The 24,512-nt window shown below is 69.1% G+C and carries 23 protein-coding genes; 13 read left to right on the top strand and 10 right to left on the bottom strand.

Annotation, left to right across the window (positions count from 1 at the left end; genetic code table 11):
* Nucleotides 1–172: 172 nt before the first annotated feature.
* The 7 genes from F9C12_RS26505 to F9C12_RS26475 all read left to right on the top strand — a co-directional run bounded on the left by F9C12_RS26505 (nucleotide 173) and on the right by F9C12_RS26475 (nucleotide 8,928).
* Nucleotides 173–1,972 (top strand): glycoside hydrolase family 3 protein, encoded by a 1,800-nt coding sequence (locus F9C12_RS26505; protein ID WP_409467076.1) that lies wholly within the window; start codon nucleotides 173–175, stop codon nucleotides 1,970–1,972.
* Entirely contained in the window at nucleotides 1,969–3,240 is a 1,272-nt protein-coding gene (locus F9C12_RS26500; protein WP_409462175.1) for an exo-beta-N-acetylmuramidase NamZ domain-containing protein, read from the top strand. Before F9C12_RS26505 ends, F9C12_RS26500 begins: the two co-directional genes overlap by 4 nt.
* 11 nt (nucleotides 3,241–3,251) lie before the next feature.
* Nucleotides 3,252–5,006 carry a serine hydrolase gene (locus tag F9C12_RS26495; RefSeq protein ID WP_409462174.1) on the top strand — a complete coding sequence of 585 codons (1,755 nt, stop codon included), beginning with the start codon at nucleotides 3,252–3,254 and terminating at the stop codon, nucleotides 5,004–5,006.
* 211 nt (nucleotides 5,007–5,217) lie between these two features.
* Complete coding sequence (locus tag F9C12_RS26490; protein ID WP_009084392.1) at nucleotides 5,218–6,219, top strand: MurR/RpiR family transcriptional regulator; 1,002 nt, start codon at nucleotides 5,218–5,220, stop codon at nucleotides 6,217–6,219.
* A 16-nt stretch (nucleotides 6,220–6,235) separates the two neighbouring features.
* Nucleotides 6,236–7,165 (top strand): N-acetylmuramic acid 6-phosphate etherase, encoded by a 930-nt coding sequence (locus tag F9C12_RS26485; RefSeq protein WP_409186858.1) that lies wholly within the window; start codon nucleotides 6,236–6,238, stop codon nucleotides 7,163–7,165.
* A gap of 91 nt (nucleotides 7,166–7,256) precedes the next feature.
* Nucleotides 7,257–8,333: a HoxN/HupN/NixA family nickel/cobalt transporter gene (locus F9C12_RS26480; RefSeq protein WP_409462173.1), complete on the top strand. Its 1,077-nt coding sequence runs from the start codon at nucleotides 7,257–7,259 to the stop codon at nucleotides 8,331–8,333.
* 16 nt (nucleotides 8,334–8,349) lie between these two features.
* Nucleotides 8,350–8,928 (top strand): hypothetical protein, encoded by a 579-nt coding sequence (locus F9C12_RS26475; RefSeq protein ID WP_409462172.1) that lies wholly within the window; start codon nucleotides 8,350–8,352, stop codon nucleotides 8,926–8,928.
* A gap of 64 nt (nucleotides 8,929–8,992) precedes the next feature.
* Here F9C12_RS26475 and F9C12_RS26470 read toward each other — a convergent pair whose 3' ends face one another.
* Nucleotides 8,993–9,445, bottom strand: a complete 453-nt coding sequence (locus F9C12_RS26470) for a carboxymuconolactone decarboxylase family protein (protein WP_409462171.1) — start codon at nucleotides 9,443–9,445, stop codon at nucleotides 8,993–8,995.
* 71 nt (nucleotides 9,446–9,516) lie between these two features.
* On the opposite strand from F9C12_RS26470, the gene F9C12_RS26465 reads away from it, so the two are divergent.
* Nucleotides 9,517–10,395, top strand: coding sequence for a sigma-70 family RNA polymerase sigma factor (locus tag F9C12_RS26465; protein WP_409184497.1), 879 nt, complete (start codon nucleotides 9,517–9,519; stop codon nucleotides 10,393–10,395).
* 2 nt (nucleotides 10,396–10,397) lie between these two features.
* On the opposite strand, the gene F9C12_RS26460 is transcribed toward F9C12_RS26465, so the two are convergent.
* Nucleotides 10,398–11,273, bottom strand: coding sequence for an aldo/keto reductase (locus tag F9C12_RS26460; RefSeq protein WP_409462170.1), 876 nt, complete (start codon nucleotides 11,271–11,273; stop codon nucleotides 10,398–10,400).
* An 88-nt stretch (nucleotides 11,274–11,361) separates the two neighbouring features.
* On the opposite strand from F9C12_RS26460, the gene F9C12_RS26455 reads away from it, so the two are divergent.
* Nucleotides 11,362–11,931, top strand: coding sequence for a TetR/AcrR family transcriptional regulator (locus F9C12_RS26455; RefSeq protein WP_409184495.1), 570 nt, complete (start codon nucleotides 11,362–11,364; stop codon nucleotides 11,929–11,931).
* Here the strand turns inward: F9C12_RS26455 and F9C12_RS26450 are convergent.
* The 5 genes from F9C12_RS26450 to F9C12_RS26430 all read right to left on the bottom strand — a co-directional run bounded on the left by F9C12_RS26450 (nucleotide 11,916) and on the right by F9C12_RS26430 (nucleotide 17,216).
* Nucleotides 11,916–13,736, bottom strand: a complete 1,821-nt coding sequence (locus F9C12_RS26450; RefSeq protein ID WP_409184494.1) for a helix-turn-helix domain-containing protein — start codon at nucleotides 13,734–13,736, stop codon at nucleotides 11,916–11,918. The genes F9C12_RS26455 and F9C12_RS26450 overlap by 16 nt on opposite strands.
* Nucleotides 13,733–15,040, bottom strand: coding sequence for an MFS transporter (locus F9C12_RS26445; protein WP_409462169.1), 1,308 nt, complete (start codon nucleotides 15,038–15,040; stop codon nucleotides 13,733–13,735). Before F9C12_RS26445 ends, F9C12_RS26450 begins: the two co-directional genes overlap by 4 nt.
* Nucleotides 15,041–15,074: 34 nt before the next feature.
* Nucleotides 15,075–15,824 carry a 3-hydroxybutyrate dehydrogenase gene (locus F9C12_RS26440; protein ID WP_409184492.1) on the bottom strand — a complete coding sequence of 250 codons (750 nt, stop codon included), beginning with the start codon at nucleotides 15,822–15,824 and terminating at the stop codon, nucleotides 15,075–15,077.
* Nucleotides 15,825–15,913: 89 nt separating this feature from the next.
* The gene (locus tag F9C12_RS26435; RefSeq protein WP_409184491.1) at nucleotides 15,914–16,636 is read right to left on the bottom strand and encodes an oxidoreductase; all 723 of its coding nucleotides are present in this window, start codon (nucleotides 16,634–16,636) and stop codon (nucleotides 15,914–15,916) included.
* Between the two features lie 82 nt (nucleotides 16,637–16,718).
* Entirely contained in the window at nucleotides 16,719–17,216 is a 498-nt protein-coding gene (locus F9C12_RS26430) for a phosphoribosyltransferase (protein ID WP_009084412.1), read from the bottom strand.
* A gap of 113 nt (nucleotides 17,217–17,329) precedes the next feature.
* On the opposite strand from F9C12_RS26430, the gene F9C12_RS26425 reads away from it, so the two are divergent.
* The 3 genes from F9C12_RS26425 (at nucleotide 17,330) to F9C12_RS26415 (ending at nucleotide 20,659) form a co-directional block, all read left to right on the top strand.
* Nucleotides 17,330–17,908, top strand: coding sequence for a GNAT family N-acetyltransferase (locus F9C12_RS26425; protein ID WP_409184490.1), 579 nt, complete (start codon nucleotides 17,330–17,332; stop codon nucleotides 17,906–17,908).
* Between the two features lie 118 nt (nucleotides 17,909–18,026).
* A complete protein-coding gene (gene acs, locus F9C12_RS26420; protein ID WP_409462168.1) occupies nucleotides 18,027–20,006 on the top strand; it encodes an acetate--CoA ligase in 1,980 nt (659 codons plus the stop codon).
* Between the two features lie 137 nt (nucleotides 20,007–20,143).
* Nucleotides 20,144–20,659 (top strand): DUF6319 family protein, encoded by a 516-nt coding sequence (locus F9C12_RS26415; protein WP_409462167.1) that lies wholly within the window; start codon nucleotides 20,144–20,146, stop codon nucleotides 20,657–20,659.
* Nucleotides 20,660–20,721: 62 nt separating this feature from the next.
* On the opposite strand, the gene F9C12_RS26410 is transcribed toward F9C12_RS26415, so the two are convergent.
* Complete coding sequence (locus F9C12_RS26410) at nucleotides 20,722–21,060, bottom strand: cupin domain-containing protein (RefSeq protein WP_409462166.1); 339 nt, start codon at nucleotides 21,058–21,060, stop codon at nucleotides 20,722–20,724.
* 120 nt (nucleotides 21,061–21,180) lie between these two features.
* Between F9C12_RS26410 and F9C12_RS26405 the strand changes: the two genes are divergently transcribed.
* Nucleotides 21,181–21,903 carry a VIT family protein gene (locus F9C12_RS26405; RefSeq protein ID WP_409184486.1) on the top strand — a complete coding sequence of 241 codons (723 nt, stop codon included), beginning with the start codon at nucleotides 21,181–21,183 and terminating at the stop codon, nucleotides 21,901–21,903.
* Between the two features lies 1 nt (nucleotide 21,904).
* On the opposite strand, the gene F9C12_RS26400 is transcribed toward F9C12_RS26405, so the two are convergent.
* The gene (locus F9C12_RS26400; RefSeq protein WP_409462165.1) at nucleotides 21,905–23,110 is read right to left on the bottom strand and encodes an MFS transporter; all 1,206 of its coding nucleotides are present in this window, start codon (nucleotides 23,108–23,110) and stop codon (nucleotides 21,905–21,907) included.
* A gap of 43 nt (nucleotides 23,111–23,153) precedes the next feature.
* Entirely contained in the window at nucleotides 23,154–24,473 is a 1,320-nt protein-coding gene (locus F9C12_RS26395) for a peptide ligase PGM1-related protein (protein WP_409462164.1), read from the bottom strand.
* Nucleotides 24,474–24,512 lie beyond the last annotated feature (39 nt).

Here is a 24,512-nt window from a genome sequence, read left to right as displayed (position 1 = left end):
AGGTGAACCCTCTCGTTCCTGCGCACGGCCGATGGACAACCCCGTGTCGCGGTGAGTAGCTTCCCGATACCGGTGCTGCCCGGTGGACGCTTCACAACTCGCGTCCGCACCCGCGGCGGCACGCGACACTGGGAGGCAATTCGTGACGAACCGACTCGCGCGCACGCGGAGGATGCAGGCGTTCGCCGTTCCCCTCGCGGGGGTGCTCGCCGTCGGGGGGTTGAGTTCCTCGGCGTTCGCGGCGCCGAAACCGCAGCAGACGCCTCAGCAGGCGGCCGCGCAGCTCGACGCCGCGGCCGCGCGGGCGCTGCGCGGCATGAGCCTGGAAGAAAAAGTGGGGCAGCTGTTCGTCACGTGGGTGAACGGCAAGTCCGCGGACGAGGTGAACCCGAAGAACCACACCGATTTCGGGGTCGACACCGCCGCGCAGGCCGTGCAGAAGTACCACCTCGGCGGCGTCATCTACTTCAACAACACCAGCCGCGACAACTTCGACGACCCGGTGCAGGTCGCGAAGCTGTCCAACGGCCTGCAGCGCGCGGCGATCTCCAGCGGCGCGCACATCCCGTTGCAGATCGGCACCGACCAGGAGGGCGGCACGGTCACGCGGATGGGCGCGCCGGCCACCGAATTCCCCAACTCGATGGCCATCGCCGCGGGCCGGGACGCCGGCAGCGCGACCAAGGCCGCCACGATCCTTGGCCACGAGCTGCGCGCGGTCGGCATCAACCAGGACTACGCGCCGGACGCGGACGTCAACTCCAACCCGGCCAACCCGGTGATCGGCGTCCGGTCGTTCTCCGGGCGACCCGACCTGGCCAGCAGTTTCGTGACCGCGGAGGTCAAGGGCTACCAGGACTCCGGTCCGGCGAGCCAGACCGTCTCGTCCACCGCGAAGCACTTCCCCGGCCACGGCGACGCGGCCACCGACAGCCACACCGGGTTGCCGAAGATCAACCGCACCGAAGAACAGTGGCGGGCGATCGACGTGCCGCCGTTCAAGGCCGCGATCGCGGCCGGCATCGACTCGATCATGAGCGCGCACATCCAGTTCCCCAGCCTCGACCCGTCCGGCGAGCCGGCGACGCTGTCGAAGCCGATCATCACCGGCAAGCTGCGCGGCGAACTCGGCTACAACGGCGTCGTGATCACCGACTCGCTCGAGATGCAGGGCGTGCGGGAGCTGCACAGCGACGCCGAAATCCCGGTCCTCGCCCTGAAGGCGGGCGTGGACCAGCTGCTCATGCCGGTGCACCTGGACGTCGCGATCAACTCCGTGCTCGCCGCGGTGAAGTCGGGCGACCTGCCGATGCAGCGGATCGACCAGAGCGTGCTGCGGGTGCTGAAGCTCAAGCTGAAGCGCGGAATCCTGACCTCGCCGTTCACCAATCCGGCGCAGGTGATGAAGAAGGTCGGCACGCCGGACCACCTGGCCACCGCGCAAGGCATCGCCGACCGGTCGATCACCGCGATCGCCAACGACGCCGGGGTGCTGCCGCTCAAGCAGAAGCCGTCGAACGTGCTGGTCACCGGCTGGGGCGTGACCACGACGCAAGCGCTTGCCGACCGCTTCGCCGCGCACGGCACGAAGGCGACCGCGCTGGCGACCGGGCAGACGCCGACCGACGCGCAGATCGCTGAGGCCGCGGCCGCCGCGAAGCAGAACGACGTCGTCGTGGTGCTGACCAACAACCTGGGCGGTTTCCCCTTGCAGGGCAAGCTTCTTCAGGCGTTGATGGACACTGGCAAGCCGGTGGTCGCGGTCGCCGCGCAGATTCCGTACGACGCCGGGTACGCGAACCCGGTGCCGACTTGGCTCGCCACCTACGGCTACATCACGCCGTCTCTCGAGGCGTTGGCCAAGGTCGTGCTCGGCGAGACGAAGCCCAGCGGGAAGCTGCCGGTCGACGTCCCGGCCGGGGCGGACGTGCACACCGTCAAATACCCCTTCGGACACGGGCTGACCTGGTGACTCTCAACCGCCGGAATTTCCTGGCCGTTCCAGCGCTCGCGGTACCGGTACTGACGGGTGGCTCAGCGGCAGCACAAGCGGCACCCGAAGCGGCACAACCCGAGTTGCAACGCCGGGTACTCACCGGTGCCGAGCAACTCGCCGCGCAGGGCTGGCGTCCGGTCGCCGGACGCAAGCTCGGCGTGCTGTCCAACCCGACGGGCGTGCTCGCCAACGGCGACCACATTGTCGACTCGATGGTCGCGGCGGGCGTACGTCCCGTCGCGGCCTTCGGGCCCGAGCACGGCTTTCGCGGCAGCGCGCAAGCCGGTGGCTCCGAAGGCGATTACACCGACCCGCGCACTGGCATCCCGGTGTACGACGCGTACGGCGCCAACGCGACGAAGCTCGCTTCGCTTTTCCAGAAGGCCGGTTTGGACACTGTCGTCTTCGACATCGCGGACGTCGGCGCGCGCTTCTACACCTACATCTGGTCGCTGTACACGGCGATGGTTGCCGCGGCGAAGGTCAACGCGGCCTTCGTCGTTCTAGACCGGCCAAACCCCATCGGCGGACGACTGTCCGGTCCAGTGCTCGACCCGAAGTTCTCGTCCGGCGTCGGGCTGAAGCCGATCGCACAGCAGCACGGCATGACCGTCGGCGAGCTAGCACGCTTCTTCGCCGCCGAGTTCCTGCCCGGCGAAGGCGCGCAGCTGGCGAAGCTCGAAGTCATTCAAGTACGCGGCTGGCGACGCGACAGCTTCTTCGCCGACACCGGTCTCCGTTGGGTCCTGCCCAGCCCGAACATGCCGACGCCGGACACAGCGCTCGTGTACCCGGGCACAGGCATGTTCGAAGGCACGGTGTTCTCCGAAGGACGCGGCACCACCCGGCCATTCGAGATCATCGGCGCGCCCGGCCTCGACTGGCGTTGGCGCGAAGAACTCGAGAAGCTCCACCTGCCGGGCGCAGCGTTCCGCGAGATCTACTTCGTGCCCACCTTCGGCAAGTTCGTGAACGAGCCTTGCGGCGGCGTACAGGTCACCGTCACCGATCCGCGGGCCTTCGACGCCATCAGCACCACCGTCTCGATGTTCGTGACGGCCAAGCGTGTCGCGCCGGACAAATTCGGCTGGCGGCCGGACCACATGATCGACAAGCTGTCCGGATCCGCACGGCTGCGCACCATGGTCGACGCCGGGGCCGGGGTCGACGAGATCACCGGCGCGTGGCGCGCCGAACTCGCCGATTTCGCCCGCAGACGCCGTCCCCACCTGATCTATCGCTGAGGAGAGCGGTCATGCGTGCTAGGAAAGTGCTCGTCGCGACGTTGGCCGTCCTAGTCGCGGCCACGACGACCGCGGGAGCAGCGACGATCGACAACCGACACGGCGGCTTCGCCGGGCGCTTCGACCGTCCGCAGCACGGGTTCGCTCCGGCGAGCACGACGCTGCGGGACGGCAGCCCGCGCGAGGTCAACCTCGACCCGCAGCCGATCCGCGACGCCGAGCAGTTCCTGAAGAGCTGGACGCAGCCGGACGCCAGCGGGCATCCGCACTTCTCCGGCGCGGTCGGCCTGCTCGCGCACGACGGCGTGGTCGTGGACCGGTACGCCGTCGGCGGCGCGCTCCGGTACGCCGACGCCAAGGGCACCGAACTGCCGCCGGACCAGCAGGTCCCGATGCGCAACGACACCATCTTCGACCTGGCGTCGATCTCGAAGCTCTTCACCTCGATCGCCGCGCTGCAGCTGACCGAGCAGGGCAAGCTGGACGTCAACGCGCCGGTCGTGCGCTACCTGCCGGAGTTCGGCGTCAACGGCAAGCAGGACGTCACCGTGCTGCAGCTGCTCACGCACACCTCCGGTTTCGACGCCGACCCGTCCCCGTCGCTCTGGCAGGGCTATCCGGACATCCCCTCGCGGCGCAAGGCAGTGCTCGACAGCCCGCTCAAGAACGCGCCGGGCAGCACGTACCTGTACTCCGACCTCAACATGCTCACCCTCGGCTTCCTGATCGACAAGCTGTCCGGCAAGCCGCTGGACCAGGTGGTGCACGACCGCATCGCCGCGCCGCTCGGCATGGTCGACACCGGCTACAACCCGCCCGCCTCGAAGCTCGCCCGGGTCGCCGCGACCGAGTACGAGACCACTCCGCCGCGCGGCCTCGTGCGCGGAGGAGTGCACGACGAGAACGCCTGGTCGCTCGGCGGCGTCGCCGGGCACGCCGGCGTGTTCTCCACCGCCAGCGACCTGGCCGTGCTCGCCCAGACCATCCTCAACGGCGGGAGCTACCGCGGGCACCGGATCCTGCGGCCGGACACCGTCAAGAAGATGCTGACGAACTACAACCAGCGCTTCCCCGGCGACGAGCACGGGCTCGGCTTCGAGCTGGACCAGCCCTGGTACATGGGCGCGCTGGCGTCGCCGATCAGCGCGGGCCACACCGGCTTCACCGGGACCACGCTGGTCATCGACCCCGAGTCGCGGTCGTTCGCGCTGCTGCTCACCAACCGCGTGCATCCCACGCGCACCTGGGGTTCCATCAACCTCGCCCGTCAGGTCTGGGCGACTTCGCTGGCGAAGGCGATGGCCGTGCGGCCGGTCGAAGGCCCCGATGCCTGGTACGCGAGCCTCGGAAACAACGGCGTCGCTACGCTCAGCACACAACCGCTTCCAGCCGGTGCGCCACTGCGCGTATCCTTCGCCGCTTTCGTCGACACCGAGGGTCCGAGCGACCCGTTGCAGCTCGAATCGAGCACCGACGGGGTTAATTGGCAACCTGTTCCGCTTCAGGCCCGTGGCCCGGGCGCACCCGGCGACGAGACGCTCACGCTGGGCGGACACGGGCACCGCTCCTGGTGGCGGGTGTCGGCAGAAGTGCCCGCGGCCGCGGCTACCTCGCTCCGGTGGCGTTACCGCACCGATCCGAATTACACCGGACGGGGAGTTTCCCTCGATAGTGTGAAAGTCACCCAACGCGGCCGCGTCGTTCTCGATGGTGAGCGAAACCCCTCGGAACTGGCCTCTTCGGGGTGGAAATTAAGCGCTCGGTAGGCGCCCTGGCGCACATTGCCACGATTGCGCCCCCACTCAGTGGAACAAGACTCCTTCGCTAGACACACTTAGTTGCCAAGTCGTTAGCTTGAGGTCGTTAACACCGTGGACTCGGTTGGCGACTTTCTTGACAACGATTAATCGCAAACCGAAGTCCGCAGACACGGACGGGTTGTGGTTCTGCCGAAGGATGTGGGTAGCCTTGTCGCAAATGCCAACGGTTAGTAACTTTCCGACGGCGGATGATGCGGGATCCGTAATCAGCAGCGCACCCTCCGAGCACCTCGCAGGTCAGGCGACGGCGCGCGACGCGGATGCGAGCCCCCTGGTCCGCATTCGCTCGCTGCTGCCCGGACTCGCCCGGGCCGAGCAGCGGGTCGCGAAGGTTGTCCTGGAAGACCCCGCCGCGGTCGCGCGCCGCAGCATCACCGAGGTGGCGCTCGCCGCGAACACCTCCGAGACCACCGTCACGCGCTTCTGCAAGGCCGTCGGCGTCGGCGGTTACCCGCAGCTGCGTATCGCGCTCGCCGCGGACACCGCCCGCACCGAGGCGCGGACGTCGCGCAACCTCGGCGGCGAGATCGGCCCCGGCGACGACCTGGCGTCCGTCATCGGCAAGGTCAGCTTCGCCGACGCGCGCGCCGTCGAAGAGACCGCGGACCAGCTCGACGTCGCCCAGCTGCAGAGCGTGATCGACCTCGTCGCCGAAGCCGGCCGGGTCGACGTGTACGGCGTGGGCGCAAGCGCTTTCGTCGCCGCTGACCTGCAGCAGAAGCTGCACCGGATCGGCCGCGTCAGCTTCTCCTGGTCGGACACGCACATCATGCTGACCTCGGCCGCCGTGCTGAAGCCGGGCGACGTCGCGATCGGCGTCTCGCACACCGGCGCGACCACGGACACCGTCGAAGCGCTGCGGGTCGCGCGCGAGCACGGCGCGGTGACCGTCGCGGTCACGAACTTCCCGCGTTCGCCGATCACCGAGGTCGCCGACCACGTGCTGACCACGGCGGCCCGCGAAACCACCTTCCGGTCCGGGGCGACGGCGAGCCGGATCGCCCAGCTGACCGTGATCGACTGCCTCTTCATCGGCGTCGCGCAGCGGCACATGGAGGCGTCGGTCAGCGCGCTGGACGCCACGAGGGACGCGGTCGGCTCGCACCGGCTCGGGGTCAGACCCGACGGTCGTCGTCGTCCGCGGGAAACCGGCAAGTGAACCAAGAAGCGAGGATCTGATGTCCGTCCCCTGCCAGACGGTGCACGTCGATTCGCCCACCGAACAACGCAACCCGCGCACGGTGGACATCGACCTGATGTCCACCATGGGGATCCTCGGCGCGATCAACGCCGAGGACCGCCGGGTGCCGGACGCGGTGGCCGCGGTGCTGCCGCAGCTGGCCCGCGCGGTCGACTACGCCGTCGAGGCGCTGCGCGGCGGGGGGCGCGTGCACTACGTCGGCGCGGGCACCTCGGGCCGCCTCGCGACGCTGGACGCGGCCGAGCTGGTGCCGACGTTCAACGTGCCCGGCGACTGGTTCATCGCCCACCACGCGGGCGGGGAGAAGGCGCTGCGGCAGGCGGTGGAGAACGCCGAGGACGACGCGGACGCCGGTGCGGAGGAAATCGCGCTCTCGGTGCGGCCGGGCGACTTCGTGCTCGGTCTCGCCGCCTCCGGGCGCACGCCGTACGTGCTCGGCGCGCTCGCCGAGGCCAGCCGGATCGGCGCGCACACCGGGCTCGTTTCGGCGAACCCGCGCGCCGCGCGACCGGCAGGCGTGGACGTCCTGATCGCCGTCGCCACCGGTCCCGAGGCCATCGCGGGCTCCACCCGGATGAAGGCGGGCACGGCGCAGAAGCTGATCCTCACCGCGTTCTCCAGCGCGACGATGATCAAGCTGGGCAAGACGTACTCGAACCTGATGGTGAGCATGCGCGCGACGAACGCGAAGCTGCGCGGCCGCACCATCCGGATCCTGCAGGAAGCCACCGGCATGACGATGGCCGACTGCTCGGACGCGCTCACCGAAGCCGGCGGCGACCTCAAGGTGGCGCTCGTGCACCTGCTGTCCGGCAGCGACGTCACCCGCTCCGCCGAGGCGTTGTCCGCGGCGGGTGGGCACGTGCGCAAGGCGCTCGACTCGCTGCACCTGCGCGCCGGCTGACGCTTACTGGTTTGTCCGGGAAGGGCTCGGTGAGGGAATCTGATTCCTTCACCGAGCCCTTCCCGGCTTTCCGGCGAGCGAGAGGACAGCGATGACGCAGCGGCTCACCCGCGGCGACCGGTGGTCGATCGGCGGCATGGCGGCCGTGATCCTGCTGCTCAACCTCGTCGGCTGGGGTTTGCTGGTGCTGGTCGTCGCGCCGCGGCACTACGCGCTCGGTGCGGGCGGCACGTTCGGCGTCGGCCTCGGCGTCACCGCGTTCACCCTCGGCATGCGGCACGCCTTCGACGCCGACCACATCGCCGCCATCGACAACACCACGCGCAAGCTGATGTCCGACGGCCAGCGTCCGCTCTCGGTCGGCTTCTGGTTCTCCCTCGGGCATTCGACGATCGTCTTCGCGCTGTGCCTGCTGCTGTCCATGGGAGTCCGCGCGATCGCCGGGCAGCTGGAGGACGACGGTTCCGCGCTGCACGAAACGACCGGGCTGATCGGCACGTCGGTGTCCGGGATTTTCCTGTACCTGATCGCGATCATGAACCTGGTCGTGCTCGTCGGGATCGCGCGCGTGTTCGCCCGGATGCGCCGCGGCGACCTGGACGAGGCCGAGCTGGAACGGCATCTCGACAACCGCGGCCTGATGAACCGGCTGCTGCGCGGAGCCACCAAAGCGGTGCGGAAGCCGTGGCACATCTATCCGGTGGGTGTCCTTTTCGGACTCGGTTTCGACACCGCGACGGAAATCGGCCTGCTCGTGCTCGCCGCGGGTGCGGCCGCGTTTTCCCTTCCCTGGTACGCGATCCTCGTGCTGCCGATCCTGTTCGCCGCCGGGATGAGCCTGTTCGACGCCGCGGACGGCGTGCTGATGAACTACGCGTACGGCTGGGCGTTTTCCCGGCCGATCCGGAAGATTTATTACAACCTCACCGTCACCGCGCTTTCCGTGGCGGTCGCGCTCGGCATCGGGACCATCGAACTGGTGACGCTGCTCGCCGAGAAGCTCGGCATCAGGTCCGGCCCGCTCGCCGCGATCGCCTCGGTGGACCTCGACTACGTGGGCTTCGCGATCGTCGGACTGTTCCTCGTCACCTGGTTGGCCGCGTTCGCGATCTGGAAATTCGGGAGAATAGAAGAGAAGTGGGCCGCGCGGCTGGGCACCGCCGACTGACGCGGGAGGGGGCACGGTGAAGAGGCAAGTGCTGGTACTGGCGCGGGCGTTGGCGTTCGTGGTCCGCCGCCGGATCGACGTGCCGTCTGACGGTGCCGCCATCCACTACAGCCGCGGCATCCGTCCGATGTTCTGGGCCTTGCTGGTGGTCAACCCGGTCGACATCGTGCTGGTCGAGGTCGTGGTGAAGTCGGTGCCGGTGCGCATCTCGGTGCTGGTGCTGGAAATCCTCTGCGCGCTCGCGTTCCTGGCCCTTGTCGCGACGCTCTACAAGTACCCGCATTCCGTCGGCAAGGACGAGCTGCGGGTGCGGTACCTGTCCGTCTTCGACTGCCGGATCCCGTTGGCCAGCATCGATTCCGTCCGGCAGGCGAGCCGGTCACTGCGGACGCGAGGCGGCGTCAGCGTGCCCGAAGACGGGGTGCTGGCAGTGGGAATCAGCCAGTCGACCAACCTGTCGGTCGTCCTCCGTGCACCGCGACTCGTCGATCTCGGCCGCAAGGGCACCGTCGAAATCACGCAGCTCGACTTCTGGGCCGATGAGCCGCGGGAGGCCGTTACGGCGATCCGGGAGCGGCTGCCCGCCAGCGTGTGAACCTGCCGGAAGCGGCGGCGGATCCCCTCGCCGCCGCCCCGGCAACACCCCCAGTACCCCAGCCTCAGAACGAGCCGACCGGCTGGCGGATCGCGGCGTTGAGCCGGTTCCACACGTTGATCCCGGCGATGGACAGCAGCAGCGACGAAAGCTCCTTCTCGTCGTAGATGTCCGCGGCGGCGTCCCAGACCGCGTCCGGGACCGGGTCGGTCTGGTCGGCCAGCCGGGTCACGTGTTCGGCCAGGTCCAGCGCGGCGCGCTCGGCGTCGGTGAAGTACGGCGATTCGCGCCACGCGCCGACGGCCCAGATCCGCTCGTCCTTCTCGCCGGCCTCCTTCATCTCGCGAGCGTGCATGTCGACGCACACGCTGCAGCCGTTGATCTGGCTGACCCGCAGGTGGATCAGGTGGTGCGTGGTCGCGGGCACGGTGCTGTCGTTCGTGGCCTTGCCCAGCGCCATCAGCGCCTTCATCGCGTCCGGGTGCACCTTGATCGGGTGGGTCATCCGAGCCTGCATGGTGATCTCCTCCTGTCACGTCCGCCTCGTTCGGCGGGTCTCGTCAGTAGGACCCGGCCCAAGGAGAAGATGTGACAGTGCGGGACGAAAAACAGGACGAGAATTTCTGGGCGGCGCAGTTCGAGGAGCATCGGCCAAGGTTGCGCGCGGTGGCGTACCGGATGCTCGGATCGTTCGCCGAGGCCGACGACGCGATCCAGGAGACCTGGCTGCGGGTGACGCGGTCCTCGGGAGAGGACATCCGCAACACCGGCAGCTGGCTGACGACGATCGTGTCGCGCCAGTGCCTCAACATGCTCCGCTCGCGCGCGACCCGCCGCGAGGACCCCTTGGACATCCGGGTGCCGGACCCGGTCGTGGAGACCGGGGACGGCGTCGACCCGGCGGAGCAGGAGGTCCTCGCGGATTCGGTGGGCCTCGCGCTGCTCGTGGTGCTGGAGGCGCTCGACCCGGCGGAACGGCTCGCCTTCGTTCTGCACGACATGTTCGCGGTGCCGTTCGACGAGATCGCGACGATGCTCGACAAGAACACCGCCGCGGTACGGCAGCTGGCGAGCCGGGCGCGCCGCCGCGTGCAGGGCGTGACCCCGGCCGGCCCGGCGGATCGAACCCAGCAGCGCAAGATCGCGGACGCCTGGCTCACCGCCGCTCGCGGCGGCAACTTCGAGGGGCTGGTCGCGCTGCTGCACCCGGACGCGCTGCTGCGCGTCGACACCGGCGGGCCCGGCTCGAAGGTCGTGCGCGGCGCGGCCGAGGTCGCGGGCAACGCGTCGCGATTCCGGTCGGTCGGCCTGGTGTCGCAGTACGCGACCGTCAACGGCGGCCCCGGCTTCATCGCCCGGCGCGACGGCAAGGCGGTTTCGGTACTGTCGTTCACCATCGCCGACGGGCTGATCACGGAGATCAACATCCTCTCCGACGCCGAGCGGCTCGCCGCGCTGAACTTTTGAACTCAGCCGAGCCGGTCCAGGGCGGCTACCGCTTCGGCGGGCAGCCGCACCTGGCCGGCGGCGAGGTTCTCGGCGAGATGCGCTCGCGTCGCCGTGCCCGCGATCAGCAGCGTGCCCTCGTAGCGCTGCAGCAGCCAGGCCAGCGCGACCTGCGCCGGGGTGCGGCCGAGTTCGGCCGCGACGCCGGTCACGACCGGGTTGCCGGTCACGTCCTGGCCCAGCTCGAACGCGGAGCCCAGCGGGAAGTACGGCACCCACGCGATCCCGTGTTCCCGGCACAGCTCCAGCACCGGTTCGGTGGCGCGGGCGAGCACGTTGTAGGAGTTCTGGACACAGACGATTCCGACGCCGAGCGCGTGCCGGAGCTGGTCCGCGGACACGTTGCTGAGCCCGAGCGCGCCGATCTTTCCCGCGTCGCGCAGGGAAATCAGTTCGGCGAGCTGGTCGTCGATGTCGACGAGCTGGTCGCCTTCCGCGATCAGGCCGGGTCCGGCGTCCGCGCGGCGCAGGTTGACCACGTCGAGCCGCTCGACGCCGAGCGCGGCGAGGTTGGCCTCGACTTGCGCGCGGAGCTGCGCTGGTTGTTGCGCGAGCCGGAGCCCCCGCGGTCCTTCCTCAGCCCCGACCTTGGTCACCACGACCAGGTCGTCCGGGTAGGGCGAAAACGCTTCGCGGATCAGGTCGTTGCAGCGGCCGTCGCTGTAGAACTGGGCGGTGTCCAGGTGGTTCACGCCCGCCTCCGCCGCTTCGCGGAGCAGTTTCACCTGGTCAGCGCGGTCGGTGCCGGGGCGGCCGAGCTGCATCACGCCGTAGCCGATCCGCGCGACCTCGTGGCCGGCGAGCTTCGCGGTGCCGCCTGGAGCAGTGGTTGCCGTCATGAGGAAAGACTCCTGCCGTGGCATAGTGGAAGTTGATGCGGAGGCGCCTCCGTATTTCCACCGTAGCAGAACCGGAGGGTCCTCCGCTTTGTCGAGCGTCAAGAAACCGCGCGCGGACGCTGAACGCAACCGTCTGCGCCTGCTCGCTGCTGCCCGCAAAGCGTTCGGCGAAGGCGACGAGCCCGTCACGTTGGAGCGCGTCGCCCGCGAAGCAGGGGTCGGCATCGGCACGCTCTACCGGCACTTCCCTACTCGCGAAGCGCTAGTCGAGGCGCTGTACCGCGATGAGTTGGCACAGGTGGTCGCGAGTGCACCGAAGCTGCTTGAGACCGAGAAGCCGCTTCGCGCGCTGCGTCGGTGGATGGACCGCTTCGCCGAGTACGCGAGCACGAAGTACGACATGGCCGACACGCTGCGCGCGATCATCGAGGCGGGCACCGTCGACATGACGCAGGTCCGCGCGGAGCTGACCGAGGCCGTCCAGCTGATCATGGACGCGGGCGTGGCGGACGGCACGCTTCGGGCAGACGTACGCGCGCAGGACGTGGTAGTGACGGTGGTCGGCGCGTGCAGCATCCCAGCGCTGCCGGACGGCCGGGAGCAACTGGGCCGGATGCTCGACCTGATCGTGGCCGGAGTCCGTCAGCCGCCGAGCTGATGCACGCGCAGCGCGAGCTGGATCTCCAGCGAGCGTTCGGGTTCGCGCCAATCCTCACCGAGCAGCACGGCGAGGCGTTCCATCCGCTGCGCGACCGTGTTGACGTGGACGTGCAGGGTTTCCTTTGCCCGCGCCAGATTCCCGCCCGCGGCGTAGTACGCGCGCAGCGTGCCGATGAGGTCGGTGCCGCGCCGGGCGTCGTAATCGAGGACCGGGCCGAGCGTTGCGCGGACGTACCCGGACAGGTCGGAATGGCGACCGAGCAGCACGCCGAGGAACCCGAGGTCGGACATCGCCGCGCCGTCGCCTTCGCGGCCGAGAGCCAGCAGAGTGTTCACGCAGCGAACAGCTTCGGTGTACGCCTGCGCCAACGCTTCCGGCCCGCTCGCCGGACCAGCCGCACCGACGGTCACCGGACAGTCCACAACGGACTTAAGTTCGGCCGCGATCCGTGCTGCCACAGGCTGATCCGGCGCAAGCGCGACGACTTGCTCCGCGTGGACACCGACCAAATCGCCGTACCGCGCACAGGCAGCGGCGAGCCCGCGGCGCGAGATGCCAGACGCGTGCGCGACCAAAACGACGTGTGGTGCCGACAAATCGACACCCAAGCGGCGTGCGCGGGAAACCAACGCACCCGGGTTGCGGGTCGGTGCAGTAAGGAGATCGGTCAGCAACTCGCCGCGTACCTGATCCTCAGCTTGCGCTACCGAACGACGCAGCAGCAACAACAATGCCGTGACAACCGCAGCGCGCTCGAAGAGCCGGCGGTCGTCCCCAGCCAGCTCCGGACGTCCAGAGAGGGTGAGGCTGCCGAGCAGTTCGCGGCCCGCCCGCACCGCACACACCCAGACGTCCTTTGTGGACACTGCCCGGCCGTTGGCATGCGACGAAGCCACCGCAGCCGCGTCGAACGGCACCGAAGTACCGGCCAGCAGCCCGCCTTCCTCGTCGTGCACGGCGATCGAGCCGCGCAGCACTCCGGCCACTTCCGCCGCCACCGCAGGCAAATCCGCGCCGCCGAGCACGAGGTCCATCAGCCGGTCGTGTGCTTCGTCGGCCCGGCGCATCGTCGCGTTGGCCGCGTTCAGCTCCGCAGCCGCCGACCGCGTTTCTTCCAGCAGATGCGCGGTGTCCAGCGCGATCGCGGCGTGCGCGGCCAGCGACGACAACAGCGCGACCTCCGCCGTCGAGAACGCCCGCGACGAACGGTCGGACGCGTACAGCACGCCCAGCACCTTGCCGCCGATCGCCAGCGGCACGCCAAGGATCGCCTTCAGCCCCTCCTCGCGGACGCCCGCGTCGATCGGCTTCGTGTGCCGGAACCGCTCGTCCTTGAAGTAGTCCGCGGTCGCGTATGGCCGTGCGGTCTGCGCGACCAGCCCGCCGAGCCCTTCGCCCATCCCCAGCACAATCTGTTGGAACAGCGCGGAAACCGATCCGTCGGTGACCCGGATGTAGGTCTCGCCGTTCGCCTCGTCGTTGAGGCTGAGGTACGAGACGTCCACGCCCAGCAACGTCCGCGCGCGCCGGACGATCGACCGCAGCACCGCGTCCGGGTCGCGCAGCCGGGCGAGGTCGCTCGCGGTGTCGAACAACGCGGTCAGCTCGGCTTCCCGCCGCCGGTGCTCGCTGAGCGTCTCGCGGATCCGCAACGCCAGCTCGGTCGCCGAACCGATCGCGGCCGCCTGCTCCGCGGACAACCCCCGGGCAGCGACGTGCGCCAGCTGCTCACTGCTCGCTCCGGCGGCGAGCAGTTCGAGCAGCCGGCGATACGCCTCGGCGGTGGGGTCCACACCCGTCATGCTGTCATTGAAGCCTGCCGTTCGGCCGTCGTCTCGTGCAACGACGCGCCGCGCGTCTCCCGTGCGGCAAGCAGCGCGACCAGCGACAACAGGCACATCGCGACCACGTAGAGCGAAACCGGCACGGTGGAGCGGTAGGCCTCGAACAGCGCCACCGCGATCAACGGCGCGACCGCTCCGGCCGCGATGGAGGACAGCTGGCCGCCTACCGAAAGCCCGGTGTAGCGCACCCGCGTGGGGAATTGTTCCGCGAAGAACGCCGCCTGCGGCCCGTACATCGCACCGTGCACGACCAGCCCGATCACCGCCGCGCCAATCACCGAACCGGTCGTGCGCAGGTCGAGCAGCCAGAAGAAGCCGAACGACCACGCGGCCATTCCGACGACGCCGAACAGGTACACCGGCTTCCGGCCGATCTTGTCAGACAGCAAGCCCCACAAAGGAATCGTCACGAAATGCACCGCCGACGCGACGAGGACCGCGGTCAGGCCAGTCGCCTTCGGGAGGCCGAGCCCGGTGGTCACGTACACGAGAATGAACGCGGTAATCACGTAGTAGGACACGTTTTCCGCGATGCGCGCGCCGAAGGTCACTGCCAGCGCGCGGAAATGTCCGCGGAAGACGTCGACAATCGGTGCTTGCTCACGTTCGTCCGCGGCCGCCTTCGCCGCGATGAACACCGGCGATTCCGAAACCGCCAGCCGGATCCACAGGCCGAGCACGACCAGCACACCGGACAGCAGGAACGGGATCCGCCAGCCCCAAGCCTGGAACGTCGCGTCCGGCTGCGCCGACGCCAGGATCGCGAGCACCGCGGTGGCCAGCAGGTTTCCGGCCGGAACGCCGGTCTGCGGCCAGGACGCCCAGAACCCGCGCCGCCGGTCGTCGCCGTGTTCGGACACCAGCAGCACCGCGCCGCCCCACTCGCCGCCGAGGGCGAAGCCCTGGATCAGCCGCAGCAGCGTCAGCAGGATCGGCGCGAGCACGCCGACCGCGCTGTAGGTGGGCAGCAAGCCCATCGCGAACGTCGAGCCGCCCATCATCAGCAGGCTCACGACCAGCAGTTTCTTGCGGCCGATCCGGTCGCCGAAGTGCCCGAACACGAGCCCGCCGATCGGCCGGGCGAGGAAGCCGACCGCGTAGGTGAGCAACGCCAGCAAGGTTCCGGTGAGCGGGTCGGCGGTCGGGAAGAACAGCTTGTTGAAGACCAGCGCGGCGGCCGAGGTGTAGAGGAAGAAGTCGTACCACTCGATGGTGGTTCCGATCAGCCCGGCTCCGACGACGCGCAGCAGCTTTTTGTCCATAGTGGACTCCACTCCGTTGTGGGGAAAGGGGAATTCAGCCGGCGGTCCAGCCGCCGTCGACGGGAAGCGACGCGCCGGTGACGTGCCCGGCGGAGTCGCCGCACAGCCACAGCACGAGAGCGGCGACGTCGGAGGGTTCGATCAGCCGCTTGATCGCGGCCCGGCGCAGCAAAACCTCTTCGAGCACTTCTTCTTGCCGCACCCCGTGTTCGGCCGCCTGCGCTTCGAGCTGCCCAGTGACGAGCGGCGTGCGGACGTAACCGGGGTTCACGCAATTGCTGGTGACACCGTGCTCCGCGCCTTCGAGAGCGGCCACTTTGGACAGTCCCTCAAGCGCGTGTTTCGCCGTGACGTAAGCGGCTTTGTACGGACTCGCCCGCACGCCATGCACGCTCGACATGTTCACGATCCGTCCCCAGCCGCGCGCGTACATCGCCGGAAGGCACTGGCGGATCAGCAAAAACGGCGCGGTCACCATCAACGACTGGATGAAGGCGAACCGCTCCGGCGGGAACTCCGGCAACGGAGCGACGTGCTGCACGCCCGCGTTGTTGACGAGCACGTCGACGTCCGCGGGGAGCGTCGCCAGCGCCACCGGATCGGTCAGGTCCACGACGTGCGCCTGCCCGCCGACCTCCGCGGCCGCCGCCTCCGCCCCGGCGACGTCCACGACGTGCACCTTCGCCCCGGCCGCACCGAACGCCCGCACGCACGCCAGCCCGATGCCGCTGCCGCCGCCGGTCACCAAGGCGGTGCGGCCGGCGAGGGAACTGTCAGTGGTCATGGCCGGAAACAGTAAGTCGCTCCGACCTGGGCGACCATGGCTCAATCCACCACAGAACGCCGTCCGGTGATGTGGTCAGACCACACAGCTCAGCCAGCGGCCGACGAGATGCTCCGCGCCTCGTTAGCCCCGGTTTCGAAAGCCTCGCAGCAGAAGAGCAGCCACTCGCGCACCCCGTCCGGCGTACCGCTGGCGAACCCCTGCGCCAGCTCGACATACCGCGGAACGCGCCGGAAATACGCGACCTCCGGCACCGTCAACGCCTTCGGATCAAGCCCAGTAGCGACCATCGACAGCCGCGCCGCCGCCCGGGCGACCACGCCGTCCGCCGAACCGAAGGGCGACAACGCGAGCAGCTCGCCGTGCACCACCGCGGTCAGCACCGGCCCGGGCACCGAAGTAGCACCGGTGACGAGCTGAGCCAGCAACTCCAGGCGCTCGCCGCCGCGCTGCGGACGGCCGAGCTGATCCGGATCGGACACGACGTCCGACGCGGCAAGCAAATGCAGCCGCGCCAAGGCCTGCAACGGCGCCCGCCGCCACGTCGGCAGCAACGACTCCAGCTTCTCCGCGACCCGCAACGCACCGGCCAGCAACGGATCCGTCACCGAACCGTCTTCCGGCAGCTCGGGGTTGGCCCCGTCGATCCCCGCCGAAGCCCGAGCCGCCCGGACCGAAGCCTCGGCCGCGGTTTCCGCCCCGCCCCGCAGATTCGCGGGCAGCCGGTGCACGGCGAACACCGCGTCCTGCGCGGCTTTCGCCGCCGCGGCGACGCCGTCCAGCTCCAGCAACGGCTTCAGCGGATCACTCATGCCGTCGCCTCCATGACGAGTTGCCCGCTCGCGGCCGAGAAGGCGCCGGCGTGAACATCGATGATTCGCTCGCAAGCGGCGCTCATGCGTCGAGCACCTGCCCCGCGCGCTCGACCACCGGAGGCAGCACCGACCACGGGAAGTTGATCCACCGGTCGGTCCGCTTCCACACGTACTCGCACTTCACCGTCGAAGCGGGCTTCTCGTAAACCACCGCGCACCGCACGTCCGCGACGTGGTCGGCGCAGAAGTCGCGGACCAGTTTGAGCGTCGCCCCGGTGTCCGCGACGTCGTCGGCGACCAGCACCTTCTTGTGTGTGAGATCCACCACGTTGGGCACCGGCGGCAGCATGACCGGAAGGTCCAGCCGCTGGTCGACCCCGGTGTAGAACTCGACGTTCATCACGTGCAGGTTCTTCACGTCGAGCGCGTACCCGAGCGCGCCGGCGACGAACAGCCCGCCGCGCGCGATGGAGAGGATGAGGTCGGGGACGAACCCGTCCGCGGCCACCTCCCGCGCCAGCTCCCGGCTCGCCGAACCGAACAACTCCCAGGTGAGGTTTTCTCGTTCCTCGGCCATGCGCGCTCTCTTTCTCGGGTGGTCCGCCGAGCATAAGCGGCCGGATAGTGGACTGCTGAAATGACCGGTAAATGGTACTTCTACGCAGCCACTTGCCGTCGTAGCGTGAGGCCGTGACCTGGAGCGAGCACCCTGTCCTGACCGGCCGCCACGTACGGCTCGAACCGCTGGCGCCCGAGCACGCCCCCGGCCTTCTCGAGGCCGGAGCCGACCCGGGCATCTGGGCCTGGCTGAGCGTCCGCCAGCCCGCCGACCTCGGCGAAGCCGAGACGATGGTCAAGGACGCGCTCGCCGACCCGGACCGCCGCCCGTGGGCGCAGATCGACCTCGCGTCCGGCCGCGTCGCCGGGACCACCTCTTATTACCAGGTAGTAGCGAAGCACCGGATCCTCTCGATCGGGCACACCTGGATCGGTGCGGAATACCAGCGCACCGCGCTCAACACCGAGGCCAAATTCCTCCTGCTGCGCAACGCCTTCGAAGACTGGGGAGCCCAGCGCGTCGCGTGGGAAACCGACAACCGCAACCTCCGCTCGCAACGCGCCATCGAACGGCTCGGCGCACTGCGCGAAGGAGTGCTCCGCGCGCACCGGATCCGTCCGGACGGCACGACCCGGGACACGGTGCTCTACTCGATGACGGACGCCGAGTGGCCGGGCGCCCGTGCCCGGCTGCTCGCCCGCCTCGGCTGAGCCTCGCCGCACGGCGCTTGGAGCTGTGCGCGCAACGTGGCTGCAACCTTGTCGTAGGCGGACTAACGTCGCTAGCGTTCCCTGAGCCGCGGGTTCGCACTACAGGAGGCTTTGCACCATGACCGAGCAGTCCCCAGCGTTGGACAACCTGCTCACGGAGAGCCGCACGTTTCCCCCCAGCGAAGAGTTCGCTGGTCAGGCGAACGCGAAGGCCGAGTTGTATGCGACGGCGGACGCTGACCGGGAGCAGTTCTGGGCCGGCCAGGCGGAACGGCTGTCGTGGGACACGAAGTGGTCCCAGGTATTGGACTGGACCAATGCGCCGTTCGCGAAGTGGTTCGTCGGCGGGAAGCTGAACGTCGCCTACAACTGCGTGGACCGGCACGTCGAGTCCGGCCACGGGGACCAGGTCGCGATCCACTGGGTCGGCGAGCCGGGCGACACCCGCGACATCACCTACGCGCAGCTGAAGGACGAGGTCTCGAAGGCGGCGAACGCGCTGTCGTCGCTGGGCGTCGCGGCCGGGGACGTCGTGGCGATCCAGCTGCAGATGGTGCCCGAGGCGATTTTCGCGATGCTGGCGTGCGCGCGGATCGGCGCCCTGCACAGCGTGGTGTTCGGCGGTTTCTCGCCGACGGCGCTGCGCGCGCGGGTGGACGACGCGGCGGCGAAGATCGTGATCACCTCGGACGGCCAGTACCGCCGGGGCAAGGCCGCGCCGATGAAGGCGAACGTCGACGAAGCCTTGCAGGGCGCGGAAACCGTGCAGAAGGTCATCGTCGTCAAGCGCACCGGCAGCGACCTCGAGGGCGAGACGCCGTGGACCGAGGGCCGCGACCTGTGGTGGCACGAACTGGTCGACGGACAGTCCACTGAGCACAAGCCGGAAGCGTTCGATTCCGAGCACCCGCTGTTCATCCTGTACACCTCAGGCACCACGGGTAAGCCGAAGGGCATTCTGCACACTTCGGGCGGCTACCTGACCCAGACCGCGTACACGCACAACGTCGTGTTCGACCACAAGCCGGGCGAAGACGTCTACTGGTGCACCGCCGACATCGGCTGGATCACCGGGCACTCCTACATCGTGTACGGGCCGCTGGCGAACCGCGTGACCCAGGTCGTCTACGAAGGCACGCCGAACACGCCGCACGAGGGCCGGCACTGGGAAATCATCCAGAAGTACAAGGTCTCGATCTACTACACGGCGCCGACGCTGATCCGCACCTTCATGAAGTGGGGCGAGGACATCCCGGCCAAGTACGACCTGTCCTCGCTGCGGGTGCTGGGAAGCGTGGGCGAGCCGATCAACCCCGAGGCCTGGATCTGGTACCGCGACAAGATCGGCGCGAACAAGACGCCGGTCGTGGACACGTGGTGGCAGACCGAAACCGGCGCGATCATGATCTCGCCGCTGCCCGGCGTCACCGCCGCCAAGCCGGGTTCCGCGCAGCGCGCGCTGCCGGGCATCTCGGCGAAGGTCGTGGACGACACCGGGGTCGAGGTCCCGCACGGCGGCGGCGGATACCTGGTGCTGGACAAGCCGTGGCCGTCGATGCTGCGCGGCGTCTGGGGCGACGACGAGCGCTTCCGCGACACCTACTGGTCCCGGTTCTCCGAGCAGGGCTACTACTTCGCGGGCGACGGCGCGAAGTACGACGAGGACGGCGACATCTGGCTGCTCGGCCGCGTGGACGACGTGATGAACGTGTCCGGGCACCGGATCTCCACCACCGAGGTCGAGTCCGCGCTCGTGTCGCACCCGACGGTCGCCGAGGCCGCGGTCGTCGGCGCGACCGACCCGACCACCGGACAGGGCATCGTCGCGTTCGTGATCCTGCGCGGCAACGCCGTCGACGGCGGCGATGAGGCGGTGCAGGAACTGCGCAACCACGTCGCGAAGGAGATCGGGCCGATCGCGAAGCCGCGGCAGATCATGGTCGTGGCCGAGCTGCCGAAGACCCGCTCCGGCAAGATCATGCGCCGGCTGCTGCGCGACGTCGCGGAGAACCGCCAGATCGGCGACGTGACCACGCTCGCCGACTCGTCGGTCATGGACCTCATCTCCTCCGGACTGAACTCCGGCAAGGAGGAGTAAGTTCTTCACCGTCAGGAAGGGGCTCTCCCGGCTGGGAGGGTCCCTTCCTGCATTGCTCCCCTGAAAGTGCGGGCATCGAACGCATGTTCTACGATGCCCGCGTACCCAACCCAGATCCGGGCAAGGAGACGACACGAATGTCCGTGGAAGCCTTGACGCACGACGAGGACACTGCGGCCGGGCCGGCGGCGGCGTCATCGCCGCAGGCCGCCGGCACCCCGGAGGCCCCGGAAGTCGCCGAGCCCACTGCCGCTGGAGAAGCTTCGAGCGCCCCGGCGGACGCTCCGAAGCCGGAGTCTTCGCAGGCTGAGGAGGCCCCGGCGGTCGAATCGCCGAAGCCGAAGCGCGGCCGCCCGAAGGCCGCGGCGTCGACGGCGAAGAAGACCCGCACCGTGGAGCTGACGCTCACCGTCACCGGCACGGCGGACGGCGAGTGGCAGGCCGAGCTGAAGAACGGCGCCAAGTGGGTCGCGAAGGGCCTGGCGATCCCGGCCGCGGCGGTGTCGCGCGCGGCGAAGGAACTGCACGACGACCTGTCCGGCCCGATCGACGAGGTCATCAACGCCGCCCGCGAGGCGCAGGCCGCGAAGGTCGCGCAGCTGGAGGCCGAGCTGGAAGCCGCGAAGGCGGCGCTGGCCGAACTCGACAACTGAGCCAGACCCGGTTCGTCCGGGTCCGGTGTCCGCTGGGGCGCCGGACCCGGGCGTTCGTCGTTTCAGCCCACCGGCGGCCGTCCGGGCAGCGGAGCCTTGAACTCGATCCACCGGCTGTCGGCGAGCGCTTCGACGTGGTGGCGCACGCCGCGCGGATGCACCACGACGTCGCCCGGCCCGAGTTCGGACCACACCCCTTCGACCGTGCCGCGCAGCCGCCCTTCCAGCACGTGCACGATGCTGTCGTGGTCGTGACTGTGCTCGGCCGACGCGACGCCCGCCGGATAACGGATTTCGTACGCCAGCCCGTGTTCCGCGCGCGCCCGTTCGCGGATCAGCCCGGTGCCGCCGCGCAACGGCTGGCCCTCCACCACCGACAACGTCCGCCACTGCTGCTCCATCCCGGCAGCCTATTCGCCCGGTCAGGCAAGGCACAATTCATTGAGGATTGCCTTTCTTAACCGAATTCCAGAACTCAGGAAAATGTCGCGCGGAAACAATTTCCGTGATTCACTGAAGCCGTGACCGAAACGATGGGCGACGCGGTGCACGCGCACGAGCCGCACGAGGACGTCGGCGGCAAGCTGAACTGGCTGCGCGCGGGGGTTCTCGGCGCGAACGACGGGATCGTGTCCGTGGCGGGCATCGTCGTGGGCGTCGCGGGAGCCACCACCGACAGCACCACGATCCTCACCGCGGGAATTGCCGGGCTCGTCGCGGGCGCGTTTTCCATGGCGGGCGGGGAATACGTGAGCGTGAGCACCCAGCGCGACACCGAACGCGCGCTGCTGCGGCTCGAGAAGCACGAACTGAAAACGATGCCGGAGGCCGAGGAACGCGAACTCGCGCAGATCTACGAGGACAAGGGCCTCTCGCCGGAGCTGGCCAAGCAGGTCGCGCGCGAGCTGACCGAAAAGGACCCCCTGCAGGCGCACGCGGAAGCCGAACTCGGCATCGACCCGGACAACCTGACCAGCCCGTGGCAGGCGGCGTGGGCGTCGCTGCTGGCGTTCTCCGTCGGCGCGCTGCTGCCGTTGCTGGCGATCGCCTGGACGTCGGTCGGCGTCCGGGTATGGGCGTGCGCGCTGGCGGTGGTCGTCGGCCTCACGCTCACCGGTTTCGTGAGCGCGAGGCTCGGCAACGCACAGGTGGGGCGCGCGATCGTCCGCAACGTCGGCGTCGGCGCCCTCACCATGCTCGTCACTTACTTCGTCGGGGTGGCTTTCGGCACCACCGTGGGTTAGCTCAGCATTCTTCGACACCCGGCACGGCAGGCATCGACGAAGCCGGTGCCCGGCGCAGCTCGGCTAGGGCACTGGCGACGGTGAGCAGGAGGGTCAGCGCCGCCGCGCCGATCAAGGCGGTGACCGGGGTGAACGACGCCAGGGCCAGGGCCGTCAACGTCGCGGTGAGCGTGTACCCGACCCCCTGAACCGCGTACATCACGGAGTATCCCCCGGTGTGCGCCTCCTCCGGCAATGCTTCGCGCAACGAGAGGTTCCGGGTCACGGCCACGGCAGCCTGGCAAAGACCACCGACGACCAGGACGATGCTGATCGCGATCAGGCCAGGCACGACAGCGATCAATGCCACGCAGGCCGACATGCCGACCAGAAGCACCAGGCTCTGCGTCCGCACCGCACCGGGCCACTTCCGCAGGCCGTAGACGAACGCGCCCACCGCGCTCGCCCCGGAGAACACCGTCAGCAGTACCCCAGCCCAGCCGGTCTGCAGATGCCGGAACTCAAGCAGCGGGGTGAGGATCAGTTCCGCGGCCGACAGCAAAGCCATCGACGCGGCGCTGGTCAGATAGATCGGCCAAGCCGACAGCAGCTGCCGCCCGTGTCCTCTGGTCTTCACCGGAGCCTTCGCGGGCAGCGCGGCGCCGGCCGGCCCGGGCAGCAGGGGCAAGGTCACGGCCGCGACCGCCATCGCCGCCGCGGCCAGCGCGAGGGGCACCTCGGCACCCGCCCACAGCGCCAGCGAAACCGACAGACCTGGAGCGATGGCCCAGATCGCCTGGGTCAGCGTGGATTCCGCACTCAATGCCGACGCGACAGCGTCCTCGTCGACCAGCCGGGTCAGCATCGCCCGCATGCCTCCCGGGCTCGCGGCAGGGCCGCCACCGGCCAGCACGGCCAGCGCCACCAGCACCGGATCGGGAGCCGAGGAGACAAGCGCGAGCGCCCCGAATGCGACCGCCCCCGTCCCCAGCCCGAGCGCGAGCCCCGGCTTGCCCCGGCTGACCGGCAGGGTGCCGATGAGCAACGCGCCGAGCACCTCGCCGACGACGTAGGCCGCGGCGAGGGTCGCGCCCAGCGAATAGCCGCCCGGCCGGTCTCTGGCCAGAAAGACAAGTCCCAGCGGGGCCATCGCGATGGGCAGCCTGGCCACCACCGCGACCAGCGCCCAGAGGATCACCGGTTTCTTGGCCAGCCTCCGGTAGCCCATGAACACGCCTCCGTTCCTCGATGCGATCAGCTCGGTGCCGGGATCAGCTGACGGACAGCTTCCCGATCCGGTCTTCCAGCTCCGTGGCGTGCTCCACATTTTCCGCGATCAGGCAATACTCGACAGTCCCTCCCGTGACGTCGTCCGAGGTGATCACCACGCCGGTGCGGGTCTCTCGGTCGAACGCGAGACCGCTGGCCCGCAGTGCGGCCAGCGCCTGGTCGAACGACGGCACCGGCCAGAAATGCCGCTGCATCACCACTCGCTCTCGCAGAAACGCCGGACCGACGAGATGCTGCGCGATCCGGGTGACATGCGTTGACCCGCCGACCCGCCCGTTCACCTCGTTGAGCAGCACTTCCCCTGCCGGAGTGACGATCCCGTCAATACTGATCAGCCCGCGGTAGCCCATGCCCCGAATGGCCTGGCACAGCTTTTCCGCGGCTTCGAGGTATCCCGGCCAACCGGGGTGCGCCGCGGACTGCGCTGGGATCACCAGGCCGTTGAAGATCGGCTTGGTCAGCATTTCACCGTGCCCGAAGAGCTCGACGTCGTCGTCGGTGATGCTCATCTCGACGTACACCGGGGTGCAGTCGGGAACGTAGTGCTCTACCACGACCCGGCGGCGGCCGTCGCCGGAATACCACGGCCAGCGACGGCAGACCAGATCGTGCAGCGCCTCCCGATCCGGGACAGTGATCACTTCGGCCGCGCCGATCGGCGTGACCCCGTCGTACGGGCTCAGGATCTCGTTGCCGTAACCGCCGACGTGCTGGTCCTGTTTGACGATCGCGCACCGGCCGCTGGAGAGCAGCTCCCAGAGCCATTCCTCGGTGGCGGCGGCGTTCGCGGTCACCCGGCCTTCGGGAATCGGGCAGCCGGTGCCGCCCGCCAGCGCCCGGAACACGGACTTGCTGTTGAGGAGGTCGCTTCCGCCCTGCCCGACAAAGCCGAACCCGGGAGTGTCCGCGGCCAGCCCGTGCCGTCGGGCCAGCCGGACCATCACGGCGTCGAAGATGATCGGGAACAACCGGGTCGCGCCGGTTTCCTGGATCGCCGCGGCCAGCGCACGGTCGAAGCGGAAGTCCTCGAACCGGTCGGCCGAGAGGACGTCCACGCCGAACCGGCCCGGCGGCGGCGCCATCATCCGTATCTTGCCGAGGTCGACGTCCATCAATTCGGTGAGGTACCGCGCGAAGGAATCGTTCGGCGGATGCGGCACTACCAGGACGTCGCCTTCACCAACGTAGGAAAGCATGCGCTGGGCGGTGTAGCCGGCGAGCCGGCGCTGTTCGTCGGTGAGCACGGCGAGGTCGCCGACCATGTGCTCAGTGCGGTTGTTGGCCACGAAGAGAGTGGGCATGTTCGCTTCCTTTCGCATCGGGCGGACGGAATTCCGAAT

Origin of the sequence: Amycolatopsis sp. GA6-003 (assembly GCF_046267895.1) — a bacterium.
In the GTDB taxonomy this organism is placed as follows: domain Bacteria; phylum Actinomycetota; class Actinomycetes; order Mycobacteriales; family Pseudonocardiaceae; genus Amycolatopsis.
Note: the sequence above shows the minus strand (reverse complement) of the source record. Positions and strands in the feature narration are given on the sequence as shown.